General features: G+C 47.1%; 20 protein-coding genes. 15 read left to right on the top strand and 5 right to left on the bottom strand.

The genetic code is table 11. The annotated features are described in order from the left end of the window. The first annotated feature begins 55 nt into the window (after nucleotides 1-55). From galF to gnd, 13 genes are all read left to right on the top strand, one after another. Nucleotides 56-952 (top strand): UTP--glucose-1-phosphate uridylyltransferase GalF, encoded by an 897-nt coding sequence (gene galF, locus AC6I8X_RS12985; protein WP_084875994.1) that lies wholly within the window; start codon nucleotides 56-58, stop codon nucleotides 950-952. A gap of 48 nt (nucleotides 953-1,000) precedes the next feature. After that, on the top strand, nucleotides 1,001-2,020 hold the full coding sequence (gene galE / locus AC6I8X_RS12980) for a UDP-glucose 4-epimerase GalE (RefSeq protein WP_497839933.1): 1,020 nt from the start codon (nucleotides 1,001-1,003) through the stop codon (nucleotides 2,018-2,020). 428 nt (nucleotides 2,021-2,448) lie between these two features. Then, nucleotides 2,449-3,528 (top strand): dTDP-glucose 4,6-dehydratase, encoded by a 1,080-nt coding sequence (gene rfbB, locus AC6I8X_RS12975; protein ID WP_497839932.1) that lies wholly within the window; start codon nucleotides 2,449-2,451, stop codon nucleotides 3,526-3,528. After that, nucleotides 3,528-4,415 carry a dTDP-4-dehydrorhamnose reductase gene (gene rfbD / locus AC6I8X_RS12970; RefSeq protein ID WP_313683133.1) on the top strand — a complete coding sequence of 296 codons (888 nt, stop codon included), beginning with the start codon at nucleotides 3,528-3,530 and terminating at the stop codon, nucleotides 4,413-4,415. The genes rfbB and rfbD overlap by 1 nt, the downstream gene beginning before the upstream one ends. Before the next feature lie 40 nt (nucleotides 4,416-4,455). After that, nucleotides 4,456-5,340 carry a glucose-1-phosphate thymidylyltransferase RfbA gene (gene rfbA / locus AC6I8X_RS12965; protein ID WP_497839931.1) on the top strand — a complete coding sequence of 295 codons (885 nt, stop codon included), beginning with the start codon at nucleotides 4,456-4,458 and terminating at the stop codon, nucleotides 5,338-5,340. Continuing rightward, nucleotides 5,337-5,870, top strand: coding sequence for a dTDP-4-dehydrorhamnose 3,5-epimerase (rfbC, locus tag AC6I8X_RS12960; RefSeq protein ID WP_299445612.1), 534 nt, complete (start codon nucleotides 5,337-5,339; stop codon nucleotides 5,868-5,870). Before rfbA ends, rfbC begins: the two co-directional genes overlap by 4 nt. Before the next feature lie 127 nt (nucleotides 5,871-5,997). Then, complete coding sequence (locus AC6I8X_RS12955) at nucleotides 5,998-6,831, top strand: ABC transporter permease (RefSeq protein WP_299445614.1); 834 nt, start codon at nucleotides 5,998-6,000, stop codon at nucleotides 6,829-6,831. Further along, nucleotides 6,821-8,212 (top strand): ABC transporter ATP-binding protein, encoded by a 1,392-nt coding sequence (locus tag AC6I8X_RS12950; RefSeq protein ID WP_313683135.1) that lies wholly within the window; start codon nucleotides 6,821-6,823, stop codon nucleotides 8,210-8,212. Before AC6I8X_RS12955 ends, AC6I8X_RS12950 begins: the two co-directional genes overlap by 11 nt. Then, the gene (locus AC6I8X_RS12945; protein WP_497839930.1) at nucleotides 8,199-12,152 is read left to right on the top strand and encodes a glycosyltransferase; all 3,954 of its coding nucleotides are present in this window, start codon (nucleotides 8,199-8,201) and stop codon (nucleotides 12,150-12,152) included. Before AC6I8X_RS12950 ends, AC6I8X_RS12945 begins: the two co-directional genes overlap by 14 nt. Further along, nucleotides 12,149-13,990 (top strand): HAD family hydrolase, encoded by a 1,842-nt coding sequence (locus AC6I8X_RS12940; protein ID WP_313683137.1) that lies wholly within the window; start codon nucleotides 12,149-12,151, stop codon nucleotides 13,988-13,990. The genes AC6I8X_RS12945 and AC6I8X_RS12940 overlap by 4 nt, the downstream gene beginning before the upstream one ends. Before the next feature lie 6 nt (nucleotides 13,991-13,996). Continuing rightward, complete coding sequence (locus tag AC6I8X_RS12935; RefSeq protein ID WP_497839929.1) at nucleotides 13,997-14,926, top strand: glycosyltransferase family 2 protein; 930 nt, start codon at nucleotides 13,997-13,999, stop codon at nucleotides 14,924-14,926. A gap of 15 nt (nucleotides 14,927-14,941) precedes the next feature. After that, nucleotides 14,942-15,760, top strand: coding sequence for a glycosyltransferase family 2 protein (locus AC6I8X_RS12930; RefSeq protein WP_313683139.1), 819 nt, complete (start codon nucleotides 14,942-14,944; stop codon nucleotides 15,758-15,760). A 235-nt stretch (nucleotides 15,761-15,995) separates the two neighbouring features. Further along, the gene (gene gnd, locus AC6I8X_RS12925) at nucleotides 15,996-17,405 is read left to right on the top strand and encodes an NADP-dependent phosphogluconate dehydrogenase (RefSeq protein WP_208715769.1); all 1,410 of its coding nucleotides are present in this window, start codon (nucleotides 15,996-15,998) and stop codon (nucleotides 17,403-17,405) included. 34 nt (nucleotides 17,406-17,439) lie between these two features. Here the strand turns inward: gnd and AC6I8X_RS12920 are convergent, their stop codons facing one another. Beyond that, on the bottom strand, nucleotides 17,440-18,555 hold the full coding sequence (locus AC6I8X_RS12920; RefSeq protein WP_497839928.1) for a succinylglutamate desuccinylase/aspartoacylase family protein: 1,116 nt from the start codon (nucleotides 18,553-18,555) through the stop codon (nucleotides 17,440-17,442). 119 nt (nucleotides 18,556-18,674) lie between these two features. After that, nucleotides 18,675-19,472: an ABC transporter substrate-binding protein gene (locus tag AC6I8X_RS12915; protein WP_313683152.1), complete on the bottom strand. Its 798-nt coding sequence runs from the start codon at nucleotides 19,470-19,472 to the stop codon at nucleotides 18,675-18,677. 317 nt (nucleotides 19,473-19,789) lie between these two features. Between AC6I8X_RS12915 and AC6I8X_RS12910 the strand changes: the two genes are divergently transcribed. Together AC6I8X_RS12910 and AC6I8X_RS12905 are read left to right on the top strand one after the other, a co-directional pair. Then, nucleotides 19,790-20,881 carry a glycosyltransferase gene (locus tag AC6I8X_RS12910; RefSeq protein WP_313683141.1) on the top strand — a complete coding sequence of 364 codons (1,092 nt, stop codon included), beginning with the start codon at nucleotides 19,790-19,792 and terminating at the stop codon, nucleotides 20,879-20,881. Beyond that, nucleotides 20,874-22,139, top strand: coding sequence for an O-antigen ligase family protein (locus AC6I8X_RS12905; RefSeq protein ID WP_497839927.1), 1,266 nt, complete (start codon nucleotides 20,874-20,876; stop codon nucleotides 22,137-22,139). The genes AC6I8X_RS12910 and AC6I8X_RS12905 overlap by 8 nt, the downstream gene beginning before the upstream one ends. A 19-nt stretch (nucleotides 22,140-22,158) precedes the next feature. Here AC6I8X_RS12905 and AC6I8X_RS12900 read toward each other — a convergent pair whose 3' ends face one another. Genes AC6I8X_RS12900 through AC6I8X_RS12890 form a run of 3 tightly spaced genes read right to left on the bottom strand, consistent with a single transcriptional unit; the run spans nucleotide 22,159 to nucleotide 24,270 of the window. After that, nucleotides 22,159-22,635 carry a YbaK/EbsC family protein gene (locus AC6I8X_RS12900; RefSeq protein ID WP_313683143.1) on the bottom strand — a complete coding sequence of 159 codons (477 nt, stop codon included), beginning with the start codon at nucleotides 22,633-22,635 and terminating at the stop codon, nucleotides 22,159-22,161. After that, entirely contained in the window at nucleotides 22,622-22,957 is a 336-nt protein-coding gene (locus AC6I8X_RS12895; RefSeq protein WP_084875979.1) for a helix-turn-helix domain-containing protein, read from the bottom strand. The genes AC6I8X_RS12900 and AC6I8X_RS12895 overlap by 14 nt, the downstream gene beginning before the upstream one ends. Further along, nucleotides 22,954-24,270 carry a type II toxin-antitoxin system HipA family toxin gene (locus AC6I8X_RS12890; protein WP_497839926.1) on the bottom strand — a complete coding sequence of 439 codons (1,317 nt, stop codon included), beginning with the start codon at nucleotides 24,268-24,270 and terminating at the stop codon, nucleotides 22,954-22,956. Before AC6I8X_RS12890 ends, AC6I8X_RS12895 begins: the two co-directional genes overlap by 4 nt. Nucleotides 24,271-24,332: the final 62 nt, after the last annotated feature.

Raw genomic sequence — 24,332 nt, 5'->3', positions numbered from 1 at the left:
CCGGCCGATCCTGCATAATCGACCCCACGTATTCACTTCATGAAATGGAATAAATATGACCAAGCTTAAAGCTGTAATCCCGGTTGCGGGTCTCGGTATGCATATGCTCCCTGCGACAAAAGCGATTCCAAAAGAAATGCTGCCTGTCGTTGATAAACCGATGATCCAATATATCGTTGATGAGTGCGTGGCTGCAGGCATCAAGGAGATTGTGCTGGTCACCCATGCTTCCAAAAATGCGGTGGAAAACCACTTCGATACCACTTACGAGCTGGAAGCCCTGCTGGAAGCTCGTGTGAAACGTCAGCTGTTGAGCGAAGTGCAATCAATTTGCCCACCGGGCGTGACGATCATGAACGTCCGCCAGGCTAATCCGCTGGGCCTCGGCCACTCGGTGTTGTGCGCGCGTCCGATGATCGGCGACAATCCCTTCGTGGTGGTATTACCGGATGTGCTGCTGGATGACTCGACAGCCGATCACCTGCGTTATAACCTGGCGGCCATGGTAGCGCGTTTTGAGGAAACCGGACGCAGCCAGGTACTGGCTAAACATATGCCGGGAGCTGACCTCTCTGAATACTCGGTGATCACCACTGAACAACCGTTGGATAACCCTGGCGATGTCGGCACTATCACCAACTTTGTTGAGAAGCCGGAAGAAGTCAACACACTGGATTCGGATCTGGCTGCGGTAGGGCGTTATGTCCTTTCTGCTGATATCTGGGCGGAACTGGAGCGCACTGAGCCGGGTGCCTGGGGCCGTATCCAGCTGACTGATGCTATCGCTGCGCTGGGCAAGAAAAAACCGGTTGATGCCACCCTGCTGACGGGTACCAGCTTCGACTGTGGCCGTAAACTGGGTTACATGCAGGCATTCGTCTCCTACGGTTTGCGTAATAACAGCCAGGGCCGTGATTTCCGCGCCGCCATTCAGAAAATCCTGGCAAAATAAGCTTTTCTCATCGTGTGCCGCGCCATTGCGCGGCTGAAAGGAGTAAACATGGCTATTTTGGTAACGGGTGGAGCAGGGTACATCGGCTCTCACACGGTGCTGGCGCTGCTGCAGCGCGGTGACGACGTTGTGGTGCTGGATAACCTCTGTAATGCTTCGCGCGAAGCTGTTGATCGCGTTGAAAAGCTGGCGGGTAAAAAGGCGGTATTTGTTGAAGGTGACGTCCGTGACCGCGCCTGCCTGCGTGATCTGTTCGCGGCTAATGATATTTCAGCGGTTATCCACTTTGCAGCACTGAAAGCGGTAGGTGAATCCACCCGTATGCCGCTCGAATACTACGACAACAACGTCTCCGGTACGGTGGTGTTGCTGGAAGAGATGCGCAGTGCGGGTGTGTGGAACTTTATCTTCAGTTCCTCTGCCACCGTATATGGCGCTGATGCCCCGGTTCCTTATGTGGAAACCACGCCGATTGGCGGTACCACCACCACCAGTCCGTATGGCACTTCCAAGCTGATGATTGAGCTGGTCATGCGTGACTTCGCCAAAGCGGATAGCAACTTTAATGCGATTGCTTTGCGTTACTTCAACCCGGTGGGCGCGCACGAGTCGGGTGAAATCGGTGAAGATCCTGCTGGTATCCCGAACAATTTGTTGCCGTATATTGCTCAGGTGGCGATTGGCCGTCTGGACAAACTGGGTGTGTTTGGCGATGACTATGATACGCCAGACGGCACCTGCCAGCGTGATTACATCCACGTGGTCGATCTTGCTGAAGGCCATCTCAAAGCGCTGGATCATCTGCCGAAGGTCACCGGTTATAAAGCCTACAATCTGGGTGGCGGCAAAGGTTTCTCGGTGCTGGAAATGATTAAGGCCTTCGAGAAGGCTTCAGGGAAGCAGATCCCGTTTGAATTTAAACCGCGTCGTGATGGTGATTTGCCTGCGTTTTGGGCCGATGCATCGCTGGCGAACACAGAGCTGGACTGGCGTGTGACGCGTGGCATCGATGAGATGATGCGTGATACCTGGAACTGGCAGTCAAAAAACCCGAATGGGTTTAAGTAATCCCTTCCCCGGCGGGTTTACAACCCGCCAATCTCTTCCATCCCTCTCATATAATCAGGCTTACGCCTGTTTCATCAAAATCTGATTGAGTTGATTCTGTGACTCAGTAACCATCTTCCGCGCTACGCAGCGGTCAATATTTGCACTAACTCCCCGATGAGAAATGCAATTTATTCGTCATTGATCTTAGTGAGTGATAGAATTAATGACTGTTTAAAGATAATCCTCCTTTATTAATTACCTTGATAAACGAGTGATTATTCAGAAAGATAGCTGCAAATAAGTTTGATATGCCGCTTCTGCAATTTGATCCCGTCTCAGCTATGTGGGAGCTGTAACCCAGGGGCGGTAGCGTGCCTGTTAGACAGGCATTTTCCATTTCATTTTGGTGTAAGTCTTACTGAGTAAGTCGGGATAAACGAGACGTTATGAAAATCTTAATTACGGGTGGTGCAGGGTTTATCGGGTCAGCGGTGGTTCGCCACATTATCAACAATACCAATGATGAAGTGATTAATGTTGATAAACTGACCTATGCTGGCAATCTCGAATCTCTTGACGCAGTCAGCCAAAGCGCACGCTATAACTTTAGAAAAGTTGATATTTGTGATGGTGCTGGGTTGCAGGAAGTTTTTAATGAATTTAAGCCCGATGCGGTAATGCATCTGGCTGCCGAGAGCCACGTCGATCGTTCAATTACTGGCCCTGCTGAATTTGTCCAGACTAATGTTGTGGGTACCTACGCATTGCTGGAAGCGAGCCGTCAATACTGGTCTTCGCTGCCTGCCGAAAAGAAAGACGCATTCCGTTTTCATCATATTTCTACCGATGAAGTTTATGGCGATCTTCCGCACCCGGATGAAATGGCCGGCGACTTACCGCTTTTCACTGAAACCACCCCTTATGCACCAAGCAGCCCCTATTCATCGACTAAAGCCGCCAGCGATCATTTAGTTCGCGCCTGGGGACGTACCTACGGCCTGCCTGTGATTGTCACCAACTGTTCCAACAACTATGGTCCTTACCATTTCCCGGAAAAACTTATTCCGTTGATTATCAGCAATGCGCTGGAAGGGAAGCCATTGCCGATTTACGGTAAAGGTGACCAGATCCGCGACTGGCTCTATGTTGAAGACCATGCCCGCGCGCTTTATACCGTGGTGACTAAAGCTGCTACCGGCACCACCTATAACATCGGCGGGCATAACGAAAAGAAAAACCTTGATGTGGTATTGAAGGTTTGCGAATTGCTGGATGAACTGCGTCCGCAAGCGGCCTCCTACGCTGAGCAGATTATTTATGTTCAGGATCGTCCGGGCCATGACCGTCGTTATGCCATTGATGCTGAGAAAATCAAGAAAGAGCTGGGATGGTCACCACAGGAAACGTTTGAAAGCGGATTAAGGAAAACCGTTGAGTGGTACCTGGATAACCAGACATGGGTTGAGCATGTGAAAAGTGGTGCATATCAGAACTGGCTAAAAGAAAACTATGAGAATCGCAAATAATGAATATTTTGTTATTTGGCAGAAGCGGCCAGGTCGGCTGGGAACTGCAGCGTGCGCTCGCACCATTAGGTAAGGTAGTGGTACTGGATCGTCACTCTCTGGACTATTGTGGTGATTTCGAAAACCCAGTGGGTATTGCCGATAGTATCCTGAAGCTCAAACCTGATGTCATTGTTAACGCGACGGCCTATACCGCTGTGGATAAAGCTGAGAGCGAAGTTGATAAAGCCCGGCTGATCAACGCTACCAGCGTCAAAGCGATGGCAGCAGCGGCGAAAGAAATTAACGCCTTAGTGGTTCACTACTCAACGGATTATGTCTTTGATGGCAGCGGTACCAGACCGTGGAAGGAAACGGACGCTACGGCGCCGCTAAATGCCTACGGACAGACCAAGCTTGAAGGTGAAGACGCGATTATCAGCGTCGCTGAAAAATATCTTATCTTTCGTACCAGTTGGGTCTATGCCGCGAAAGGGAATAACTTCGCGAAAACCATGATCCGTCTTGCTCAGGAACGTGAGTCATTATCGGTAATTGATGACCAGTACGGAGCGCCGACAGGTGCCGAATTAATTGCAGATTGCACGGCTCATGCGATTCGTATGACAGTCGCACAACCTGAAAAGTCTGGAATTTATAACCTTATTGCCTCAGGTGTCACGACCTGGCATGCCTATGCTGAAACGGTTATTGAACATGTCAGGAAAAAAGGCTTGCCGCTGAAAGTTGCAACCGTGAATAAAGTTGCAACCTCGGCCTTTCCAACACCCGCTAAGCGACCATCGAACTCCCGCCTCAGTACAGATAAGTTCACTTCTACATTTGAACTTAATTTGCCGGATTGGCAGTTCGGGGTGATTCGTATGCTGGATGAATTATATAACTGAATGTTGCTACATCAGATTAACAAATTGAAGGGTAAACGTTGTGAAAAGTAAAAAAGGAATAATTCTCGCAGGTGGATCAGGAACACGCCTTTATCCTGTAACAATGGCAGTCAGTAAGCAGTTATTGCCTATCTATGACAAACCTATGATCTATTATCCGTTGAGCACCCTGATGTTAGCGGGTATTCGGGATATTTTGATCATCAGTACACCGCAGGATACTCCGCGTTTTGAAAGCCTGCTGGGCGATGGTTCCCAGTGGGGATTAAACCTGCAATATAAAGTGCAGGAGAGTCCGGACGGACTCGCTCAGGCCTTCATCCTTGGTGAAGAGTTTGTGGGCGATGATAACTGTGCTTTGATTCTTGGCGACAATATTTTTTACGGCCACGATCTTTATAAGCAGTTGGAAGAGGCATCGAATAAAGAGCAGGGTGCAACCGTTTTTGCCTATCACGTTCATGATCCAGAACGCTATGGCGTTGTTGAGTTTGATAAAACAGGAAAAGCTATTTCACTGGTTGAGAAGCCCAAAGAGCCAAAAAGTAATTATGCTGTGACCGGCCTGTATTTTTATGACAACAGCGTGGTTGAAATGGCTAAAAATCTCAAGCCTTCTCCGCGTGGCGAGCTGGAAATCACCGATATCAACAATCTCTACCTGGAAAAAGGTGAGCTTTCTGTTTCAATTATGGGACGCGGCCATGCCTGGCTCGATACCGGAACACATGAAAGCCTGATTGAAGCAAATAACTTCATTCAAACCATCGAAACACGCCAGGGCTTGAAGGTTGCCTGTCCGGAAGAGATTGCGTATCGCATGGGCTTTATTAACCGGGAAAGTTTGAAATCTCTGGCCGAACCTATGATGAAGAACAAATATGGCCAATATTTGATGGCGCTGTATGAAGGTAAGTTAGTATGAAGATTATCGACACGAAAATTGCGGATGTAAAAATTATTGAGCCGAAAGTATTTGGCGATGAGCGTGGTTTTTTCCTGGAAACCTTTCAGAAAGAACGTTACCTGTCAGCTCTGAATATTGAGGGTGATTTTGTTCAGGATAACCATTCGCGGTCCTCTAAAGGTGTTTTGCGCGGATTACATTTCCAGCGTGAAAATCCGCAGGGGAAACTGGTGAGAGTGGTTAGAGGCGAAGTATTTGATGTAGCAGTTGATATTCGCCCTGAATCACCTACCTTTAAGCAGTGGGTTGGTGTGTATCTCTCTGAAGAAAATAAAACACAATTCTGGATTCCACCGGGCCTGGCGCATGGTTTTGTGGTGATCTCTGACTTCGCTGACTTTGAATATAAATGTACGAACTATTATGACCCTGGAAGCGAAGGTTGCTTACTGTGGAACGATCCCGAAATCGGAATTGAGTGGCCGATTACTGAACCTCTGCTATCTGCAAAGGATATTCAGGGCAAACTATTGTCTGAATTAGTTTGATATGTTAATTAGCCTCAGAAGTTGAGGCTTTTATGTTTGTATTGCTTACGGAAGTGTTTGCGTAAAATCCAGATGGTACCGCACGTATCTTTAACCCAATGGTGCCAGTGTTCATAAGAGACTATTCATGGATCCTCATATTTCGAAACCCTCATCCTTGCGCTCATTGATCGTTCATTCCTGGAGAAATAGAAATCTTATCTACCAGATGACTAAGCGTGAAATTGTTGGACGATATCGCGGGTCAGCAATGGGACTGCTGTGGTCATTTATCAACCCTGTGTTTATGCTGACCGTCTACACATTTGTCTTCTCCGTGGTATTTAAAGCACGCTGGGGAGCCTCAGCTGTTCAGGAATCGAGAACAGATTTTGCCGTAATTTTATTTGTTGGGTTGATTGTCCATAGTCTATTTGCAGAGACGTTAAACCGGGCACCCACGTTGATTCTTGCTAATGTAAACTATGTTAAGAAAGTTGTTTTTCCATTAGAAATACTGCCGATTATTAACCTTGGCTCCGTACTGTTCCACAGTTTTATTAGCCTTCTGGTTTTATTGATTGCATTCTTTATCTTCAATGGTTTTATTCATTGGACTCTGGTCTTCATTCCCTTAGTATTACTTCCTCTGGTGCTGCTGATTCTGGGACTTTCATGGTTTCTCGCATCATTAGGTGTGTATTTGCGCGATGTTGGACAAACAATCACAATTATCATGACGGTTATGATGTTCCTGTCGCCGGTGTTCTACCCTATTAGTTCACTGCCGAAAAATCTTCAACCAGTTATCATGTTAAATCCACTGACCTTCATTATTGAACAAGCTCGCGCTGTACTTATTTGGGGTAAACTTCCCTCGTTTTCCGGGCTGGGTATTTATGCTTTAATTTCATTGGTGATTATGTGGTTGTGCTATGCATGGTTCCAGAAAACAAGAAAAGGATTTGCTGATGTCCTCTGAAGACAATGCAATTGAAATTCATAATGTCAGCAAGTGCTACCAGGTGTATGAGAATCCCACACGCCGCCTGAAACAGTTCATTATGCCCCGTATAGATAATCTGGTTGGGCGTGAAGCGCGTGTCTATCATGAGGATTTCTGGGCACTTAATGATGTGTCCTTTGTTTTACCCAAGGGTGAAACGATGGGCATTGTAGGACGAAATGGTTCGGGCAAATCCACGCTTCTGCAAATTATTGCTGGTACGTTAACGCCAACTGCAGGTCATGTGGTGGTTAATGGGCGCGTTGCAGCGTTGCTGGAACTTGGTGCTGGATTTAATAGTGACTTTTCAGGCCTGGAAAACGTTTATCTGAATGCCTCACTTCTTGGCCTTTCTCGTGAAGAAACGGATGCGAAATTAGACGATATTCTTTCCTTTGCCGATATTGGACGTTTTATTGATTCACCTGTGCGTTCGTATTCAAGTGGTATGCTGGTGCGTCTGGCTTTTGCCGTTCAGGCACAAATCGATCCTGAAATTTTAATTGTTGATGAGGCATTGGCTGTGGGCGATGCCAAATTTCAGGCTAAATGTTTCGCCAGACTGAAAAAATTGAAGGAAAATGGGACATCAATACTTTTTGTTTCCCATGCAACAGAACAAATCGTCACGCACTGCGATCGTGCAATTTTACTGGATGGCGGGGTATGTCAGGCTAACGGCAAACCACGCGATATTGTTAACCGCTATCTGGATATTCTTTTTGGTAAGAAAAAGAATAATGACAGCGAGCGTGATGAAGTTGATCGTCAAATTGAGCAGGCATCCGCAGGTGAAAAAGAACGCCTTGAACGTGAATCGGGTGTAGCAACTGAAAAAGATGGCGAAACATCTAATCATGCAAAACTACACGGTATATATGACCAGCGACCAAACTATAACCCAGCCGAATATCGATGGGGTGATGGGGCGGCGAAAATTACAGACTTTTATCTTGAGCAGGCTGGTGAAGCATTTCCAGGTAGTTTAGAACCACGCAAGCAGATTGACTGTTACTTTAAAATTGAATTTCAGGATACGGTATTTCGACCCATTTTTGGTTTCGCTGTTAAAACCAAAGAGGGGGTAACCATCTATAACACCAACAGCGAATGGCAGTCTGTTGCGTTAATCGATGAAGGGAAAAGGGGACAGGAAATAATTGTCTCTGTTTCACTACCAAATCTTCTCTTCGAAGGTGACTACTTCTTATCCGTGGGAATTGCCAGTAGCAATATTCATGGCGAAGTAATACCGCATGATCGCAGATATGATTCCATTCATTTAGCTGTAGGCACGGTTGGTACTTTTACTGGTTTGGCCGATTTGAACGCGAGAATTAAAATTGAACAAGACTAATTTGATTGAAATATTGTCAACTTCAGGCTTCAGGCAACATGAAGATAATCAACTCTGGTATCCGGCTGAGCACAATGAATTTGGCTACAGTGATGGCGATGATGCAGAAAATTATATTGCTGAAGCCATTGCAAGCGTCAGTGATTTGAGCATCAATTCTGAAGAACTTGAGGCAAAGATGGTTGACTGGCCATCGATTTATCATTTGAGTTCATCTCGTTCCAACTTGCTCAAACCCTTTAGTTCCTGGTTCAAAAATAAGCGTGTTTTAGAGATTGGCTGCGGTTGCGGTGCAATAACCCGATTTTTGGGTGAATGCGGAGCACAGGTGGTTTCTGTTGAAGGGAGCCTGCGACGTGCATCAATAGCACGTTCGCGCAGCCGCGATCTTCCGAATGTAACAGTGATCTGTGCACCCGCTGATACTTTGCCTGACCTGGGCGAATTTGATGCAGTCCTTTTAATTGGTGTACTAGAGTATGCCAGAGTCTTTGTGGCAGAAAATGGTGAATATGCTCTGCTGGAAGATTGCCGTAATCGCTTAAATAGTGACGGTAAATTATTTGTTGCTATCGAAAACAAATTAGGGATTAAGTATTTTTCTGGCGCATGCGAAGACCACGTTAATTTACCCATGTTTGGCATTAACAATAGTTACAATGAAAAAGGGGTAGTAACCTTTGGTCGTCAGGAGTTAATCAGACTGCTGGGTGATTGTGGTTTTTCTCACCAGGAAGAGTATATTCCGTTACCGGATTATAAGTTACCTTGCACTGTTGTAACGCCACTTGGATGGAAAAAATATTCCAGAGAGTTAAGTCAGTTGGCGCTTGAAAGTGCACACAAAGATAAGCAGGTTGTACCTGAATATTTGTTTTCTCTTGAACAGGGTATTAAAAATATCTGGGATAACGGGCTGGCTGCAGATATGTCAAGCTCATTCCTTATGGTAGCAAGTGTTCAGATTCAGCCAGAATTGAATCAGGGTGTTGCGGCTTTCCATTACTCTGACAGCCGCCAGGTTGCGCTGCGAAAAACCATTGCTTTTGTTAGTAATGATAATGAGTTAACGACAAGCATTATTCAGGATAGTGGTCATTTCACCACCGATGTTGTGCCTGTGAAATATTCAGAGGCCTTTATTAAAGGTCAGTCATTATGGGTCGACTTCGTGCATATAATCAATCGTCCACATTGGCGAATTGAAGAGGTTGCCGACTGGGCGAGAGGGTGGATTAATCAGGTTTTGCTTCGTACAGGAAAATCATTAGAGCTTGATCCCGCGACCTCATTGCCCGTAGAATATTTAGATGCACTACCATTTAATGTTATTCTGGATAGTTCTGGTAATTATGTGTTTTTTGATCAGGAATGGGAAGCTACTGATAAAGTCACATTAGGTTATTTGGCATTCCGTGGTGTTTTCCATTCATTCCTGCGTATCACATCGGTAGGTAATAGCCGCTATTGTTTGACCAACAATATATCAGAACTGTGTCTCGCAGTGTTAAAAGCGGTAGGTTTTCAGGTAGATGGTGAAGATCTGAGAAATTATTTGAAAGAAGAGGCCTCTTTTCTTTCTCAGGTGCAACATAAAGATGAACAGGAAATTTATACTACGCTGAAGACGTTGAACCTTACAGTACGTGCTGAATATTGGATAAATGCTGAAGACTTCGCTTCATTACAAGGACAGGCTGAAACTACGCATAATAATGATAGTGCACAAATTGACGAATTAAAGGCATCGCTGAACCGCGAAGAAGCAATTTCGGCTGAATTACGTCAACAACTGCAGGCCATTCAGACTGCTCATCAGCATGATGTCAATTTACTGGCGCAGTATAAGCATGATATGGATAGTCTTCTGACCTCGGCCAGTTGGAAAATTTCAGCACCTTTCCGCGTGTTGGGCCGACGCGTGCCATTTGCTGTGCGCGGACCTGTCAAACGGATATTTTTCCGCTGTTTTTATCTTGGTCAACGTATTAAAGTTAAGGCCGGACAAGTGTTGAGAAGAGCATTACAACATTCAGCAGTAGCTGAACTGAAGCGTAATTTACGGAGCAGCGCCCGTTCCCTCTATTATCGTTTACCAGAGCGTTACAAGGCGAAAGCGCTGACGCTAGCAATGAAAATCCGCCCGAGCTGGTTCGCTCACCATCCATCTTTCATGCAGGCTGCTTATGATCAGCAACTGCAAAATCCGATTGATACGTCCCGTCCTCCGGTCTTTATAAGTCACCATAATGATGGGACTTATCATTTTGCCGAGCGCCCGGATGAGTATGTTTATATTCCGGCGAAAAAACCTCATCATTATGAGGATTTAATTTCTGAGCTGGAAATTAAGCCAACATTTAGCATCATTGTCCCAATTTATAATACGCCGTTAGATCTGCTTGAGTTGATGGTTAACTCGGTAAAAAATCAATGGTATGAAAACTGGGAACTGGTTTTAGCCAATGATTGCAGTCCGATGCCTGAGATTGCCCCAGCGTTAGATGCGTTTAATGATCCTCGTATTAAGGTGATTCATATGCCTGAAAACCAGGGGATTGCGGGCGCGACAAATGTGGCCATTGAGGCCGCGACGGGTGATTATATTGTCTTCCTGGATCATGATGATGAGCTGACCGATGATTGCCTGTACGAGTTCGTGCAATGCATCAATGAGGAAGATCCCGACTTTATCTACAGCGATGAGGATAAATTCACACCAGAAGGTGATTTCTCACAACCCCATTTCAAACCAGATTGGTCACCTGATACCATGATGGGCACGATGTATACCTGCCATGCAGCTTGTGTTCGCCGCAGTAAAGCGCTCGAGTTAGGCGGATTACGTTCGGAATATAATGGTTGTCAGGATTGGGATTTCATATTACGTCTCAGTGAAATTACCGATAAAATTAGCCATATTCCCAAAATCCTTTATCACTGGCGTATTATTCCTGCTTCTGTGGCATCGGATATTACGGCAAAACCTTACGTTCTTGCTGCATCGAAGGCAGTACGTGAAGCCGCACTTGAGCGTCGTGGTGTCAAAGGTGAAGTTGAAGAGCTTAACGGCTATTTAGGCTATTTTCGCGTTAATTATCATATTAAAGATAATACGCTGGTATCGATCATTATTCCTAGTCGGGATAACCATGAAGTACTTGCACGCTGTATTGATTCTATTTTCGAGAAGACTCGCTGGCATAACTTTGAGATCGTGGTTGTTGATAACGGTTCTCAGCAGCCAGCAACGCTTGATTATTTAGCAACACTGAATAAGCGTGAGGGTGTAAAAGTCATTCGCCATGATGTACCATTCAATTTTTCGGAACTCAATAATATTGGTGTGGCGAACTCATCAGGCGAACTGTTGCTATTTCTGAATGATGACACTGAAGTGATGCAGGCCGATTGGCTGGAGCGCCTCGGCGGCTACGCCCAGCAAAAACACATTGGTGCGGTAGGTGCTAAGTTACTCTATGCTGACGGACATAGCATGCAGCATGCTGGCATTATCAACCTGCACTCGGGTCCGATGCATGCTTACTTGCGCCAGCATAAAGATCATCCAGGATATTTCCTGCGAAACCAAATTGAGTATAACTGGCTTGCTGTTACCGGTGCCTGTTTAATGGTTGAGCGAGCTAAATATGAAAAAATCGGTGGTTTCGATGAGACTTTCCCGGTTGCTTACAACGATGTTGATCTTTGCATGCTTCTGGTTGAAGAAGGCTATTACAATGTGATGTGCCAGGCTGTAACGCTGATTCATCACGAGTCGTTATCGCGTGGCCTGGATCATATGAATGCTGAAAAATACAATCGACTGATGAATGAGTTAAGTCGACTCAATAATAAACACCCGCAGTATTATCAGTATGATCCATTTTTTAATATCAATTTTTCATCTAATGGTTATAACTTTGAGATCATGAAATGAATGATGAAGACATATTAAAGACGATGAACTTTAAGGATGATGAAATGGAGTTGGCATCATTGCGCCACCAGGCTAAGCAGGCCAGAGTTATTTCTTTTGATTTTTTTGATACCCTGTTTGTTCGACCTCTCAATGATCCAGAGGATGCTTTTGACCTAGTTGGTTGTAAATTTGGCCTTGATAACTTCCGCCAGTTACGCAGGAAGGCCCAGGCTCTTGCTTTCAAACAAATGGTTAAAGAGGGAAGGAAGGAAATTACATTAGAGAATATCTATAATCAATTTCCTGATGTAAGAAGTGATGTTGGTGCTTTGGCTCGTGCAGAATACGATATTGAGTTGGCACTTGTTGAACCCAACCCTTTCTTTCTGAAGTTTTTTTACGAGATGCAGGCGGCGGGAAAAACAGTTGTCATTACTTCAGATATGTATATGGGTGAGGACTTTTTTCGTGCTGCATTAGATAAATATAATATACCTCAGGTTCCCCTTTATATTTCAGCTACACGCAATGCAACCAAACGTGATACGGGCGAAATTTTTGATTTTATTATTCAGGATTGCGAAGTATCAGCAGATGACATTTTGCATATCGGCGACAATGAACTTGCCGATGTGGTTCGTCCGCGCGAGAAGGGCTTAAAGGTCTGGCATTACCAACCTGAACATCTTCGTACTAAACATCAGCGTTCTAAGCTTAAAGGCCAGTCGCTTGGCACCTCTTTGATCGAGGGACTCTATCGGACAAGCGCGCCTGAAGAAGTGCCTAATCATACTTTTCAGCAGTTAGGATATGTCTACCAGGGGTCTGCAACGCTAGGTTTTCTTGAGTGGATTAGAAAACAATGTATTAAGGACGAAGTTGATAACCTTCTGTTCGTCTCTCGCGATGGGTTTTCACTCGAACGTCTGGCCCGGAACTATTTTAGCGATCGGCTCCCTGATTTTTCTTATTTCATGGGGTCTCGCATTGCGTTCAATCTGGCACTGATGACAGAAGATAATTTTGGCCAACATATCAATTTTCTGATGTCAGGTTCCGATGGCTTGTCACCCGGTGAGTTATTGGAACGTATTGGGATTGAGCCACCCACCGATGATGTGATGTATTCCCTCGGTGTGCCGCCACAAATGATCATCAAACCAGAGAATTACGCCTTAGTCCAAAAATTCCTTCTTGGTTATAAGGCTGAGATTTTAAAAGTTTGTCAGCGTAATCGCCGTGGACTCTTTATTTATCTCAATAATCTTGGCATTAAACCCGGCGATACAGTTGCCCTCGTAGACGTGGGTTGGAGTGGCACGACACAGGAAGCATTTGAGCAAACAGTGAAGTCCTTCTTCAATATCAATGTGGTGGGTTATTATTTTTGCCTTGCCAATACCATTGAACGTAGACGTCGCGATTCACATATGAATATGAAGGCATTGATTAATGCCGAATCATTCCCACAGGCCGTTATTGATAAAGTCTATGAAAACCGCGTTGCAGTGGAACTCTTCTTCTCTGCACCACATAATACAGTTATTGGTTATAAACCGGTTGGGAAGCGTGTAATTCCTGTTACCGATGTGGGGCGTTCCAAGGCAAAAGATCATAACGTTATTAATGATAAGCTTAATATTGGTGTCGATGCCTTTTGCAACGATTACCATAATCTGATTGGCAAACTTCAGGTCAGCCTGACTCCATTGCAGTTATCTTCTCCTCTCGTCGAGCTGGTAACTAAAGATAGCTGGCGCCAGAATCAACTTTTTCAGCAGGTTGAGAATTTTGATTCCTGGGGGAGCTCTCGCAATCAAACCGTGAAATTTGCAGATTATTTCAAGAAGTCATAAATATTAATGATGAATAACTCTTCATCTTCTGTTGCTATTCTGCTGGGCACCTATAATGGTGCCCATTTCATCAATCAGCAACTGAATTCCTATAAGCGACAGACGTACATCAACTGGTCTTTATGGGCTTCAGACGATGGATCCACAGATCAGGGCTTAGATGCCATTAAAGATTTTTCCCTGTCTGTGCCGCAGTCTATTAACCTGTTGGAAGGTCCCCGGCAGGGCGTTTGTCGCAATTTTGTTTCATTAATTAATAATGAAAATATTAATGCGTCCTATTATGCTTTTTCTGATCAGGACGATATCTGGATAAATGATAAGTTAGAACGGGCCGTAAACTGGCTTGATGCAGTTGATCCAGAGGTTCCAGCGCTCTATTGCAGTCGGACTGAACTTATCAACACTGAAGGGGAAAAGATTGGCTTTTCTCCTGATTATGCTAAACCTCCCTCATTTGCTAATGCTTTACTGCAAAATATCGCCAGCGGTAATACCATGGTGTTTAATAATAAAGCACGCGAATTGTTGAGGCAGGCAGCTGATGGCGAGATGGTGATTCATGACTGGGCATTGTACCTGGTCGTGACAGCCTGTGGTGGCCACGTTTTCTTTGATCGTGAACCAACCGTTTTATATCGTCAGCACGATAACAACGTTATTGGTAATGGCATGGGCCTGATGACGCGTATGGCTAATTTTCGGAAAGCACACCATGGTCGAAAGGCTGCCTGGAATGATACTAATATTGCCATGATGGGGTTAATAGGTGCGCAGATGACTGTTGAGAACCAACGCAGACTGAATGATTTTTTCGCGATCCGCGATAGCTCATTAATACAGCGTTTATGTCTACTCAGGCAGTCTGGTGTCTATCACCAACAGTTGGCTGGTACGCTAACCACTGTGTCTTACACACTATTGAACCGTATGTAACCAACTGGTGTTTGAGTGAAAATTATTGCCTCCTTAGTTTTATATCGCCATAGCCAGGCCGATATCGAAAAAACGCTGGAATCGTTATCTTCCGAGCAAAGTATCGATAAGATTTGCATCGTCGATAACGGTGGTCATTGCCGCTGGCTGGAAGGTTTAAGCCACCCTAAAATTGAAGTGATCAAGCTGCCGGTCAATCGTGGGTTTGGTAGCGGTCACAATGCGGTATTCCAAAAGTTCAACCAGGACTGCGACTACATTCTGGTATGCAATCCAGACATCTCGTTTACTACCGGACAGGTTGATAAGCTCTATAGCTTCAGCATGCAGCGGCAAACAGGGCTTTCCATACCTAAAGTTGTCTATCCCGATGGCAGTTTGCAACACGGTTGTAAGCTGTTGCCTACACCATGGCAGCTTTTTGTCCGTCGCTTTGGTTCGTCACTTGCTGACAAAATGAATCAGGATTACGAACTGCGTCAGGCCGATTACAGCTGCTCTTTTTTTGCACCCTCATTGTCAGGTTGCTTTATGCTGATCAGCCGGCAGGCCCTGCAAAAGACCGGTGGCTTCGATGAACGTTTTTTCCTCTATCTGGAAGATGTTGATCTCAGCCGTCGGGTCTGTACATCGGCATTGCCGGTTGAATATTGCCCTGGTTCAACCGTGGTGCATGAATCGCAGCGACGCTCATATCGTGATATCAAGTTCCTGATGTACCATGTTTTTTCTGCTGTTCGCTACTTTAATAAGTGGGGATGGTTCCTGGATACAGACCGCGATGCGTTGAACACGCGTTGTTTATCAGAGCTTCCTCAGGCACGAAATGTTTGACAAGTCATCCTGATAATAAGAGGTTGTACGGACGATAAAATCTCATGATGGTCAAGATTGTACAAATTAAAACCTCATTTTTATCAGTGATTTGAAATTATCGATTCGTGTTTTTTGGGAGAGCACTTAGCATCATTGGTGATGTATGATGGTGCGGTCATTGATAATGTAATCGATACTTCCCTTAGATAAGGCCAAAGCTGTTAGAGCTTTTATATCCAGACAGGAGTAAGAAATGTCCAAGCAACAAATCGGTGTTGTTGGTATGGCGGTAATGGGCCGTAACCTTGCGCTTAACATTGAGAGCCGCGGCTACACTGTATCTATCTTCAACCGTTCTCGTGAAAAGACTGACGAAGTCATTGCTGAGAATCAGGGCAAGAAACTCGCGCCTTACTACACCATTGAAGAGTTTGTTGACTCACTGGAAAAACCCCGTCGTATCCTGCTGATGGTACAGGCTGGTGAAGCGACTGATAAAACCATTGCTTCGCTGACCCCGCATCTGGATAAGGGCGATATCCTGATCGATGGCGGTAACACCTTCTACAAAGATACCATCCGTCGTAATAAAGAACTGTCTGACCAGGGCTTTAACTTCATTGGTACTGGCGTTTCCGGTGGTGAAGAGGGCGCTCTGAAGGGGCCTTCTATCATGCCTGGCGGCCAGAAAGAAGCTTATGAACTGGTTGCGCCGATTCTGGACAAAATTGCTGCACGTGCCGAAGATGGCGAAGCCTGTGTGACCTATATCGGTCCGGACGGTGCAGGTCACTACGTGAAAATGGTGCACAATGGCATCGAATACGGTGACATGCAGCTGATCGCAGAAGCGTATGCACTGCTGAAGGGTGCGCTGGGTCTGACCAACGAAGAACTGGCGAAAACTTTCACTGACTGGAACAACGGCGAGCTCAGCAGCTACCTGATTGACATCACCAAAGATATCTTCACCAAGAAAGATGAAGACGGCAAATATCTGGTTGATGTGATTCTGGATGAAGCGGCTAACAAAGGCACCGGTAAATGGACCAGCCAAAGCTCGCTGGATTTGGGCGAACCGCTGTCTCTGATCACCGAATCAGTATTTGCCCGCTACCTGTCTTCGCTGAAAACACAGCGTGTTGCGGCATCTAAAGTGCTGAGCGGTCCGCAGGCGAAAGCCTTCACCGGCGACAAAGCTGAATTCGTTGAGAAAGTACGTCGCGCGTTGTATCTGGGCAAAATCGTTTCTTACGCACAGGGCTTCTCTCAGCTGCGCGCTGCATCTGAGCAATATAACTGGGATCTGCAGTACGGAGAGATTGCTAAAATCTTCCGTGCGGGCTGTATCATCCGTGCTCAGTTCCTGCAGAAAATCACCGATGCTTACGCGGAAAACGCGAACATTGCCAACCTGCTGCTGGCTCCGTACTTCAAGAACATTGCTGACGAATATCAGCAGGCACTGCGTGACGTCGTCGCTTATGCGGTACAGAACGGTATCCCGACTCCGACCTTCTCTGCAGCGATTGCCTACTACGATAGCTATCGTTCAGAAGTTCTGCCTGCCAACCTGATTCAGGCTCAGCGTGACTACTTTGGTGCGCATACTTACAAGCGTATCGATAAAGACGGTGTGTTCCACACTGAGTGGCTGGACTGATCATAATAAGGCTTCCCTCGGGAAGCCTTATTTTTTAACCCACCAGCAAATCCCCTTCCCGACCCGCACTTTCCCCGGCTAGTCTTACTACCAGCATGCCCGCTGTCGCGAACTTCATCAGATGACGTGCATACAGCACACCACCAAATTCCGCCACCAACGGTGTGACCTGATCAGTAATTGGATCAACAATCTCTGCCACCACTTCACCCGCTTTTATCTTTTCACCGAGCGCACGACGATTAAGAATCAGGCCTGAATGCGGGGCAAAAATATACTCACACCCGGCTAATGGTGTCGCGGGGTTAATCAGGGCAGGGGATACGTTCACCTCTCCGGCAATATAATCACTCTCAATCAACGCATTGATAATGGCGTCGGCATCTTTCTCCGCCTGATCGGCGGCAACATCCGCTACACCACGAAGTTCCAGCGTCACCGGCAGCAAGCCACGCGGCATGGGATATTCATCGCCAAAGCGTTCGGCCAGTGTCTGCCAGGGTTCGCAGCAGGCCTCATCAAAAGGTTCACCACCGGAAATTTGCGCCAGAAGCTGGACTTCACTTCCCAGCCAGCGAGCCAGCGGCTCAATATCAGGCCAGGCGTGAGGTGTGGTGTACAAATGTGGCAGAGCATCCCAGTCACAGTGCAGGTCGATCATTAAATCCGCCTGGCTGGCCATGCGCATCAGCGTGAAACGTTGTGCATCCAGCTCGGTTTTGGCGATCTTGTCGCGGTAGTGGCGGTCGATAGCATCACGAATCAGCCGCTTGTTTTCATATTCGCTGTGGGTCAGCGTTCCAGCCAGTTCATCGACCAGTGTTTCCCCCAGTGCCGGGAAGCGACGATTAAAATCCTGGCCTGAGAGGGTATGAAAGCGTCCCAGATGTGTACCATGCCAGTGTTGCCCCAGCGCCAACGGATTGGCGACGGGCACCAGCGTGAATGAGGCTTTGAGTTGTCCGGCAGACTCCAGCGCCAGCAACTTCTGTTTCAGATACCATGCCACCGCCATGCCGGGTAGCTCATCACCATGTAGTGCGGCCTGAATATACACACGTTTATGTCCATCGCCACTGAAGTGGAAGCTATAGATTTCGCGCTGTGTTCCCAGCGACGCGCTGAGCAGAGGATGATGTTGTTGTTGCATGACGTTGATGATGTCCTGTTGTTCGCCACGGTGCAGGCTGACTCACACCGGCAAGAGTTGTCCGAATGGCAATTATTATAGTGCGATTGAAAAGAAGGGCGGCAAACGCCGCCCTGGGTTTACTGCTGAATGGAGATATCTGTCGCGAAGTATTTCTTCTGGATTTTGTCGAAGGTGCCGTTCTTTTTGATTTCATTGAAGGCATCATCCAGCGCGGTCTTCAGCTCGGTATCACCTTTACGCAGGCCGATAGCCGTTCCCGGTCCGATGATGGGATCCTGTACCGTTGGCCCGGCCAGTTCAAAGTCTTTGCCTTGCGGTTGTTTGAGGAAGCCGATGGCAGCCTGTGCGGCATCGGTAAACACCGCATCAAGACGACCAGAAACCAGGTCGTTCTCAACCTGAGCCTGATCGCCATAAGGCACCACGTTTACACCATTGGGCTGCCATTTGGCACGTGCATAGCGTTCCTGAACGGTGCCCTGTTCTACACCCACTGTTTTGCCTTTCAGCGATTCAGCCGTTGGCAGCAGGCCAGAGCCTTTACGCGCGATCAACTGTGTTTTGGTATCGTACAGCGGCATGGTGAAATCGATCTGTTTCAGGCGTTCTTCTGTCACGCCCATATCAGACAAAATGGCATCAAATTTGCGTGCTTTCAGCGCTGGGATCATGCCGTCGAATTCGCTTTCTACCCAGACACATTTGGTTTTCATTTGCTCACACAGAGCGTTACCCAGATCGATATCAAAACCGACCAGTTTACCCTGCGGTGTTTTAGATTCGAAAGGAGGGTAGGTCGGATCAACGGCGAAACGCACCTGATCAATTTTTGCCTGAGCACCAAACGCGCAACCTGCCAATACTGCCAGCGCCAGCGTCTGGCGCAAACGGACGGAAAAACGTGTACTTGCCATAAAATCGGTCTTCTTTTGTCGTGATGTGGAACCCAGCAGATTACTCTGCTGTGCGCGGCAAATCAAATGAGGCAAGGCCTTAATATCGTTATAATTTTGCAGAAAATGTGTCGGCCAGAATTTGACATATATTAATCCAGTTAATTCCTGGAGTCAGGCAGGTTGCCTGGGTAGTACAAAAATGGTAGAAAGGCCACCTCTCCAGTGAGTCTTTATCTATGCTCATTGTGATGACCAGGGATAGTGCGAAGAAAGCGGTCAGAAATGCGCGGAATTTCGGGCTACGGCGCTAGTGACCTACTTCAATGAGATAAAAAATGCATGACGCAAACCATAAAAAAATTCTCTTCGTAAGCGAAACGCTGCATGGTCATGGCGGAATGGAAAACGTCACCCGGCAGGTCATAAATTTAATCAATAGTGATAACGCGTTCAGTGCGGGCCTGTTCCTGCTGGACTCCCGGCTGGAAATCGCTTCAGAAAGTTGGTTAGACGGGCTGGTCTGGGGCCAGAGCAGCAGCGTGACCCGTAATCCTAAAATTGCCCGATTTGTACATATTCTCCGCCTGGCGCGCTTTATTCGTCAGCATAAACCAGACGTGGTTATTGCCCTCAACACCATCCCTTGTATGCTGGCGCGTAAAGCGCTGAATCTTTCAGGATGTAAGGCGACGCTGTATTCCTGGATGCACCTGCCGCCGAAAAATCGCTATCGTCCCCATTATTTGTTAATGGCTGATGCCCATCTGGCCATCAGCGCGGAAATCAAATCGCAGCTGATTGAGCTGGGTGCTAAACCTGACAATATCCATGTAGTATTCAACCCGGTAAAAGCGGTGCCATTGGTGATCGCGCGTCCTGCTCACACGCGCTTTTTGTATGTTGGACGGGTGCACTTTGAAGATCAGAAACAGCTGAAAGATTTGTTCGATGCATTGCAGCAGGTACAGGGCAACTGGACACTGGATATCGTGGGTGATGGCTACGATCGGGAACGTTGTGAAGACTATGCGCAGCAGTTGGGGATTGCTGATAACCTGCAATGGCATGGCTGGCAACCTAACGCCTGGAAGTATATTGAAACGCATATCAAAGAAGTGACTACCCTGGTGCTGACCTCGAATCATGAAGGTTTTCCGCTGATACTGCTGGAGGCGATGGCGCGCGGCATTTTTTGCGTCTCTTCCGATTGCATCAGTGGTCCATCGGAGATAATTTACCCAGACGTCAATGGGTTGCTTTATCCGGTGAATCAGGTTGGGCAACTGGCTGAAATATTGCAGGGAATTGCGGATGGCAGGGCGTTGCCCGATGCGCAGGAAATCAAACAAAGCCTCGCGGTATTTTACGAGGCAAATTACATGGAAAGACTGGGACGTATCATTGTTCAGGACACCCACATTGAATAACTCTCTTCCCTTCGCCGCACCTGCCAAATGGGTTGCGATGATTGTGACTCTCATCACACTTTTATTATGCGGTTCACTGGCGAGCAGCCTTTCCACTTACGGCTATGCGCAAAAAATATTTTATTTTGCCTCCTACCTGGCGCTGTTTTTGGTTGTTTATACCCTGGCCACTCCGGTCAATCGTAAAAGGCTCAATAAGTACGCCTTGCTGCTTTTTATCGCGGTTTTTGCCCTGGGTTTGGTCCAAATCAGCTGGGCATTCTATATCAACAAACACTATGGTGATTTTACTCTCACCACGATAAACACCATAAGTAACTATCAGCTTGGTGGTAAGCGGTTGATACTTGGTGCTTTTATTGTTTTAGTACTCAGCATCTATAACAAGGAAATTGCTGAAGTCAGTATTAACTGGTGTAAAGCGATTTTGTGGGTTGGTGCCGCTGTGGCGCTGGTGATGGGGGTGCATGAGCATCTGCTAACGGGCGATCGTATCAGGCTTACCGCAAATGTGGCGTCCAGCTCCTCCTACATGGTGATGTTTCTTTATTGCACTTACCTGTGGCTGTCGGTTAAAGAGGCGGGCCTCAGGTGGCAGATACTGGATATTGCTTTGATTGCTATCACGCTGAGCCTGGTGCTTCTCACCGGAACGCGGGTCACGCAACTGGCCTTTTTCTTTATTACGTTGTGCCAGATCAGCCGGTTTTATGGCTTATTAAAGATATTGCAGCCAAAACGGAATCGCTTAATCGCGTTAGTTATTGTGGTTGCACTGGCGGCACTGACGGGTGAGCGCTGGCTCCAGGGCATCAATAATCTTGAGAACTACGATTCCGATAGCTCGACGTCGCTCGGTGCACGCGTTGCTATCTGGGACAGCGGTCTGCATTTCCTGCCGCAGCATCTGGGTTATTCATCGCCTGATGAGCGTACCGTGACAGCCAGAGCCTTTATTGCGCGTGTTCATCCCGGCAATACCGAAGGTTACAAGAACGTGCAGTACAACATGCACAATGAATTTCTCGAAATTGCCACTTTGCAGGGTATTGCCGGACTGGCGGCGCTGGTCTTTTTCTACGCGGTTGCTCTATGGGTGTGGTTTAAACGCAGTGCCTTGATGGGGGTATCCATGCCAGTTGCGACACTTTTCATCATGGGAATGACGGACTCGGTGCTGATCTACTCACCGACATCGATGATGTTTGTCAGCGCCCTGGCATTGTGTGCCATACGGCCAAAGCTTCACCACCTCTGATATCCGTGGCGCGTGCGACTTAAGCCGTTAAACGCGCCACATTCCCACCGCAAATAGCACGATAGTCGGCGGTTTTTAACACCACGGATTTTTCCAGCAGACCAGCATTGAAGGCGATCTCGTCATAACGTTCGAACAGCAGCGGATCAACCACCAGCAACAAATCCGGATGGAAACTGAACGGGGGAATGGCACCAAATACGCAACCCGTTAGCGCATCGACCTCGGCCGGGCTGGCGAGTGAAGCGCGTCGTCCGCCTACAGCTTCTGCCACTTTGCTTAAATCCGCCTGTTGATCGGCGGGCAGCACTGCCAGGACATGCTGTTTGATGCCGTTACCTTTCACATGACACACCAGCGCTTTCGCGCCCTGGCCGACTTCTGTTCCGCGAATCGCCGCCACAGCCTCACATTTGCCGGTGGCTTCATGCGTCATCACGTTATAACGCGCATGGTGTTGTTCGAGCAGAGCCAGCAATTTTTCATGGGTGGTCATGGTTGTCTCCGTGACGAACAAGGTGGGTGAGAAGGGTCTGCATCATATGAGGCTGGCGCGGCAAAACACCTACCTTTAACCCTAATGGTTTAAATGCGCGACTTAATGTGGTGAGAGTGATGCTCTCTTTATTCAGCTCAACATCTGAAAGTGTACGGCGACTGATGCCAGCCAAAGCGGCATAGCGTTCCTGGGAGAAACCAAGGACTTTCTTGCGCAGTTGCATCAGTAATTCTCCCTGCGTCATCTGCTCCTCGATAAATTTCTGCAATAGATCAAGTAGCATGGCTTCACGTTCGAACGGTGAAATGTTTTTTTTCATAGTTGCCATCCAGCGATGCGTTGATCAAGAAAATTAAAACCAATCCCCGGCATTTCCAGGATTGAAGCAGGCACACCGCGTGCAGCCAGCCGTGTTTTCAGTCCGCGTAAACTTTCAGCCAGCATTTTCATTGCCTGAAGAAGTTCATGTTGCGGGATTAATTCGTCCAGCTGTGCGGCAATCAAATGCCATTGAAAGTGCCCCCCTTCTTCATAGGGCGATCCCCATTGGGTAGTACGGACCACACCTTCCGGATCGGCTTTCATCGGCGCAAAATCATATACCGGGGCCAGCCACATACCGCCTGGTTTTTTTATAATCGCGCTGTTACGCCCATGATTATCAGAATTTCCGAAAGCAATGTTGAGCATGTCGCGTTGCACCCATTCAATGACCAGACGCTTACGTTCTCCACCAGTAAGCCGCAGTTTTTCAATCAATGTGCGAATCACGTCAAAATGATTCAGATAGCTGCCAGGGGACTTTTCCATAATGGAATAGACTGACTCAAGGCCGAACAACACTTTTTTTCCTGCAACAAAGTCCACATCAAAGCGTGGAAGCCACAAGGATGGATAGCGTTCACCTTCACACAACAGCATTTTGCGGGTGCTGATAGTGTTTATACCGAGGGAATGTATCTCATGATAGAAATGGTATTCAGCGCGCAGAATATCGCAATCTATCTCACTGCGTGAACCGCGCGGATACTTCACCAGATAATGCGTATCCTGAATGTGTAAATCATCTTGCCAGGTATCGATCCAGACTTCGCTGTTTTCTGTCCGCCGCAACAGCAATTTTGGTGCTTCACCTCCCGCCCCGGTTGCACCACCACTGGCGGCTCCCATCTGCTGAGCGTATTCGAGGAAATCCGTATCACGTTCAATTGCCCATTCCGCTGGAAAGCGGCGGGTTTTCAACTGACTTTCCTCCGGGAGTTGAGGCAAAGATTCTTTGACTCTCAAATTACCAATTGGCGCAATAGTGCCCGCTTTCAGTAATGCGTAGTCCTGCTCTGCAGGAGATTTAGATTGTAAACCCAGTTGCGCTACCCAGTAACGTCGGCTGGCACCCGCTGGCATGATATCGTCAATAAAACCGAACCATGGTTGGGAAAAGTGGCTACCAATCAGCATCACTGCATTATTCAGACTGCAGCTGGCGAGGTCATTACGATCAAGATACTCTGAAGCGTAGTCGAAGTCATAAGCGAGCAAAGCGGCACTCTCCCGGCCCTTGCGCGGCTCTTTTACGTCCAGCAGAGCGGCATCCTGCCAGAGACCATCAATGTATAATTGGAGAGTTAACATACCAGACCTTATTTGAGCAGTATATTGCTCAATTTTAGCTGGATTTGTTTTTTTTGAGAAGT

The sequence above is a fragment of the Pantoea sp. X-Soil-TKNS-1280 genome, assembly GCF_059730475.1.
Note: the sequence above shows the minus strand (reverse complement) of the source record. Positions and strands in the feature narration are given on the sequence as shown.

Bases quoted from the DNA above. Each gene is read 5' to 3' on its own strand.
- galF (WP_084875994.1), top strand. From the start codon at position 56: ATGACCAAGCTTAAAGCTGTAATCCCGGTTGCGGGTCTCGGTATGCAT.
- galE (WP_497839933.1), top strand. From the start codon at position 1,001: ATGGCTATTTTGGTAACGGGTGGAGCAGGGTACATCGGCTCTCACACG.
- rfbB (WP_497839932.1), top strand. From the start codon at position 2,449: ATGAAAATCTTAATTACGGGTGGTGCAGGGTTTATCGGGTCAGCGGTG.
- rfbD (WP_313683133.1), top strand. From the start codon at position 3,528: ATGAATATTTTGTTATTTGGCAGAAGCGGCCAGGTCGGCTGGGAACTG.
- rfbC (WP_299445612.1), top strand. From the start codon at position 5,337: ATGAAGATTATCGACACGAAAATTGCGGATGTAAAAATTATTGAGCCG.
- AC6I8X_RS12955 (WP_299445614.1), top strand. From the start codon at position 5,998: ATGGATCCTCATATTTCGAAACCCTCATCCTTGCGCTCATTGATCGTT.
- AC6I8X_RS12950 (WP_313683135.1), top strand. From the start codon at position 6,821: ATGTCCTCTGAAGACAATGCAATTGAAATTCATAATGTCAGCAAGTGC.
- AC6I8X_RS12940 (WP_313683137.1), top strand. From the start codon at position 12,149: ATGAATGATGAAGACATATTAAAGACGATGAACTTTAAGGATGATGAA.
- AC6I8X_RS12935 (WP_497839929.1), top strand. From the start codon at position 13,997: ATGATGAATAACTCTTCATCTTCTGTTGCTATTCTGCTGGGCACCTAT.
- gnd (WP_208715769.1), top strand. From the start codon at position 15,996: ATGTCCAAGCAACAAATCGGTGTTGTTGGTATGGCGGTAATGGGCCGT.
- AC6I8X_RS12920 (WP_497839928.1), bottom strand. From the start codon at position 18,555: ATGCAACAACAACATCATCCTCTGCTCAGCGCGTCGCTGGGAACACAG.
- AC6I8X_RS12915 (WP_313683152.1), bottom strand. From the start codon at position 19,472: ATGGCAAGTACACGTTTTTCCGTCCGTTTGCGCCAGACGCTGGCGCTG.
- AC6I8X_RS12910 (WP_313683141.1), top strand. From the start codon at position 19,790: ATGCATGACGCAAACCATAAAAAAATTCTCTTCGTAAGCGAAACGCTG.
- AC6I8X_RS12900 (WP_313683143.1), bottom strand. From the start codon at position 22,635: ATGACCACCCATGAAAAATTGCTGGCTCTGCTCGAACAACACCATGCG.
- AC6I8X_RS12895 (WP_084875979.1), bottom strand. From the start codon at position 22,957: ATGAAAAAAAACATTTCACCGTTCGAACGTGAAGCCATGCTACTTGAT.
- AC6I8X_RS12890 (WP_497839926.1), bottom strand. From the start codon at position 24,270: ATGTTAACTCTCCAATTATACATTGATGGTCTCTGGCAGGATGCCGCT.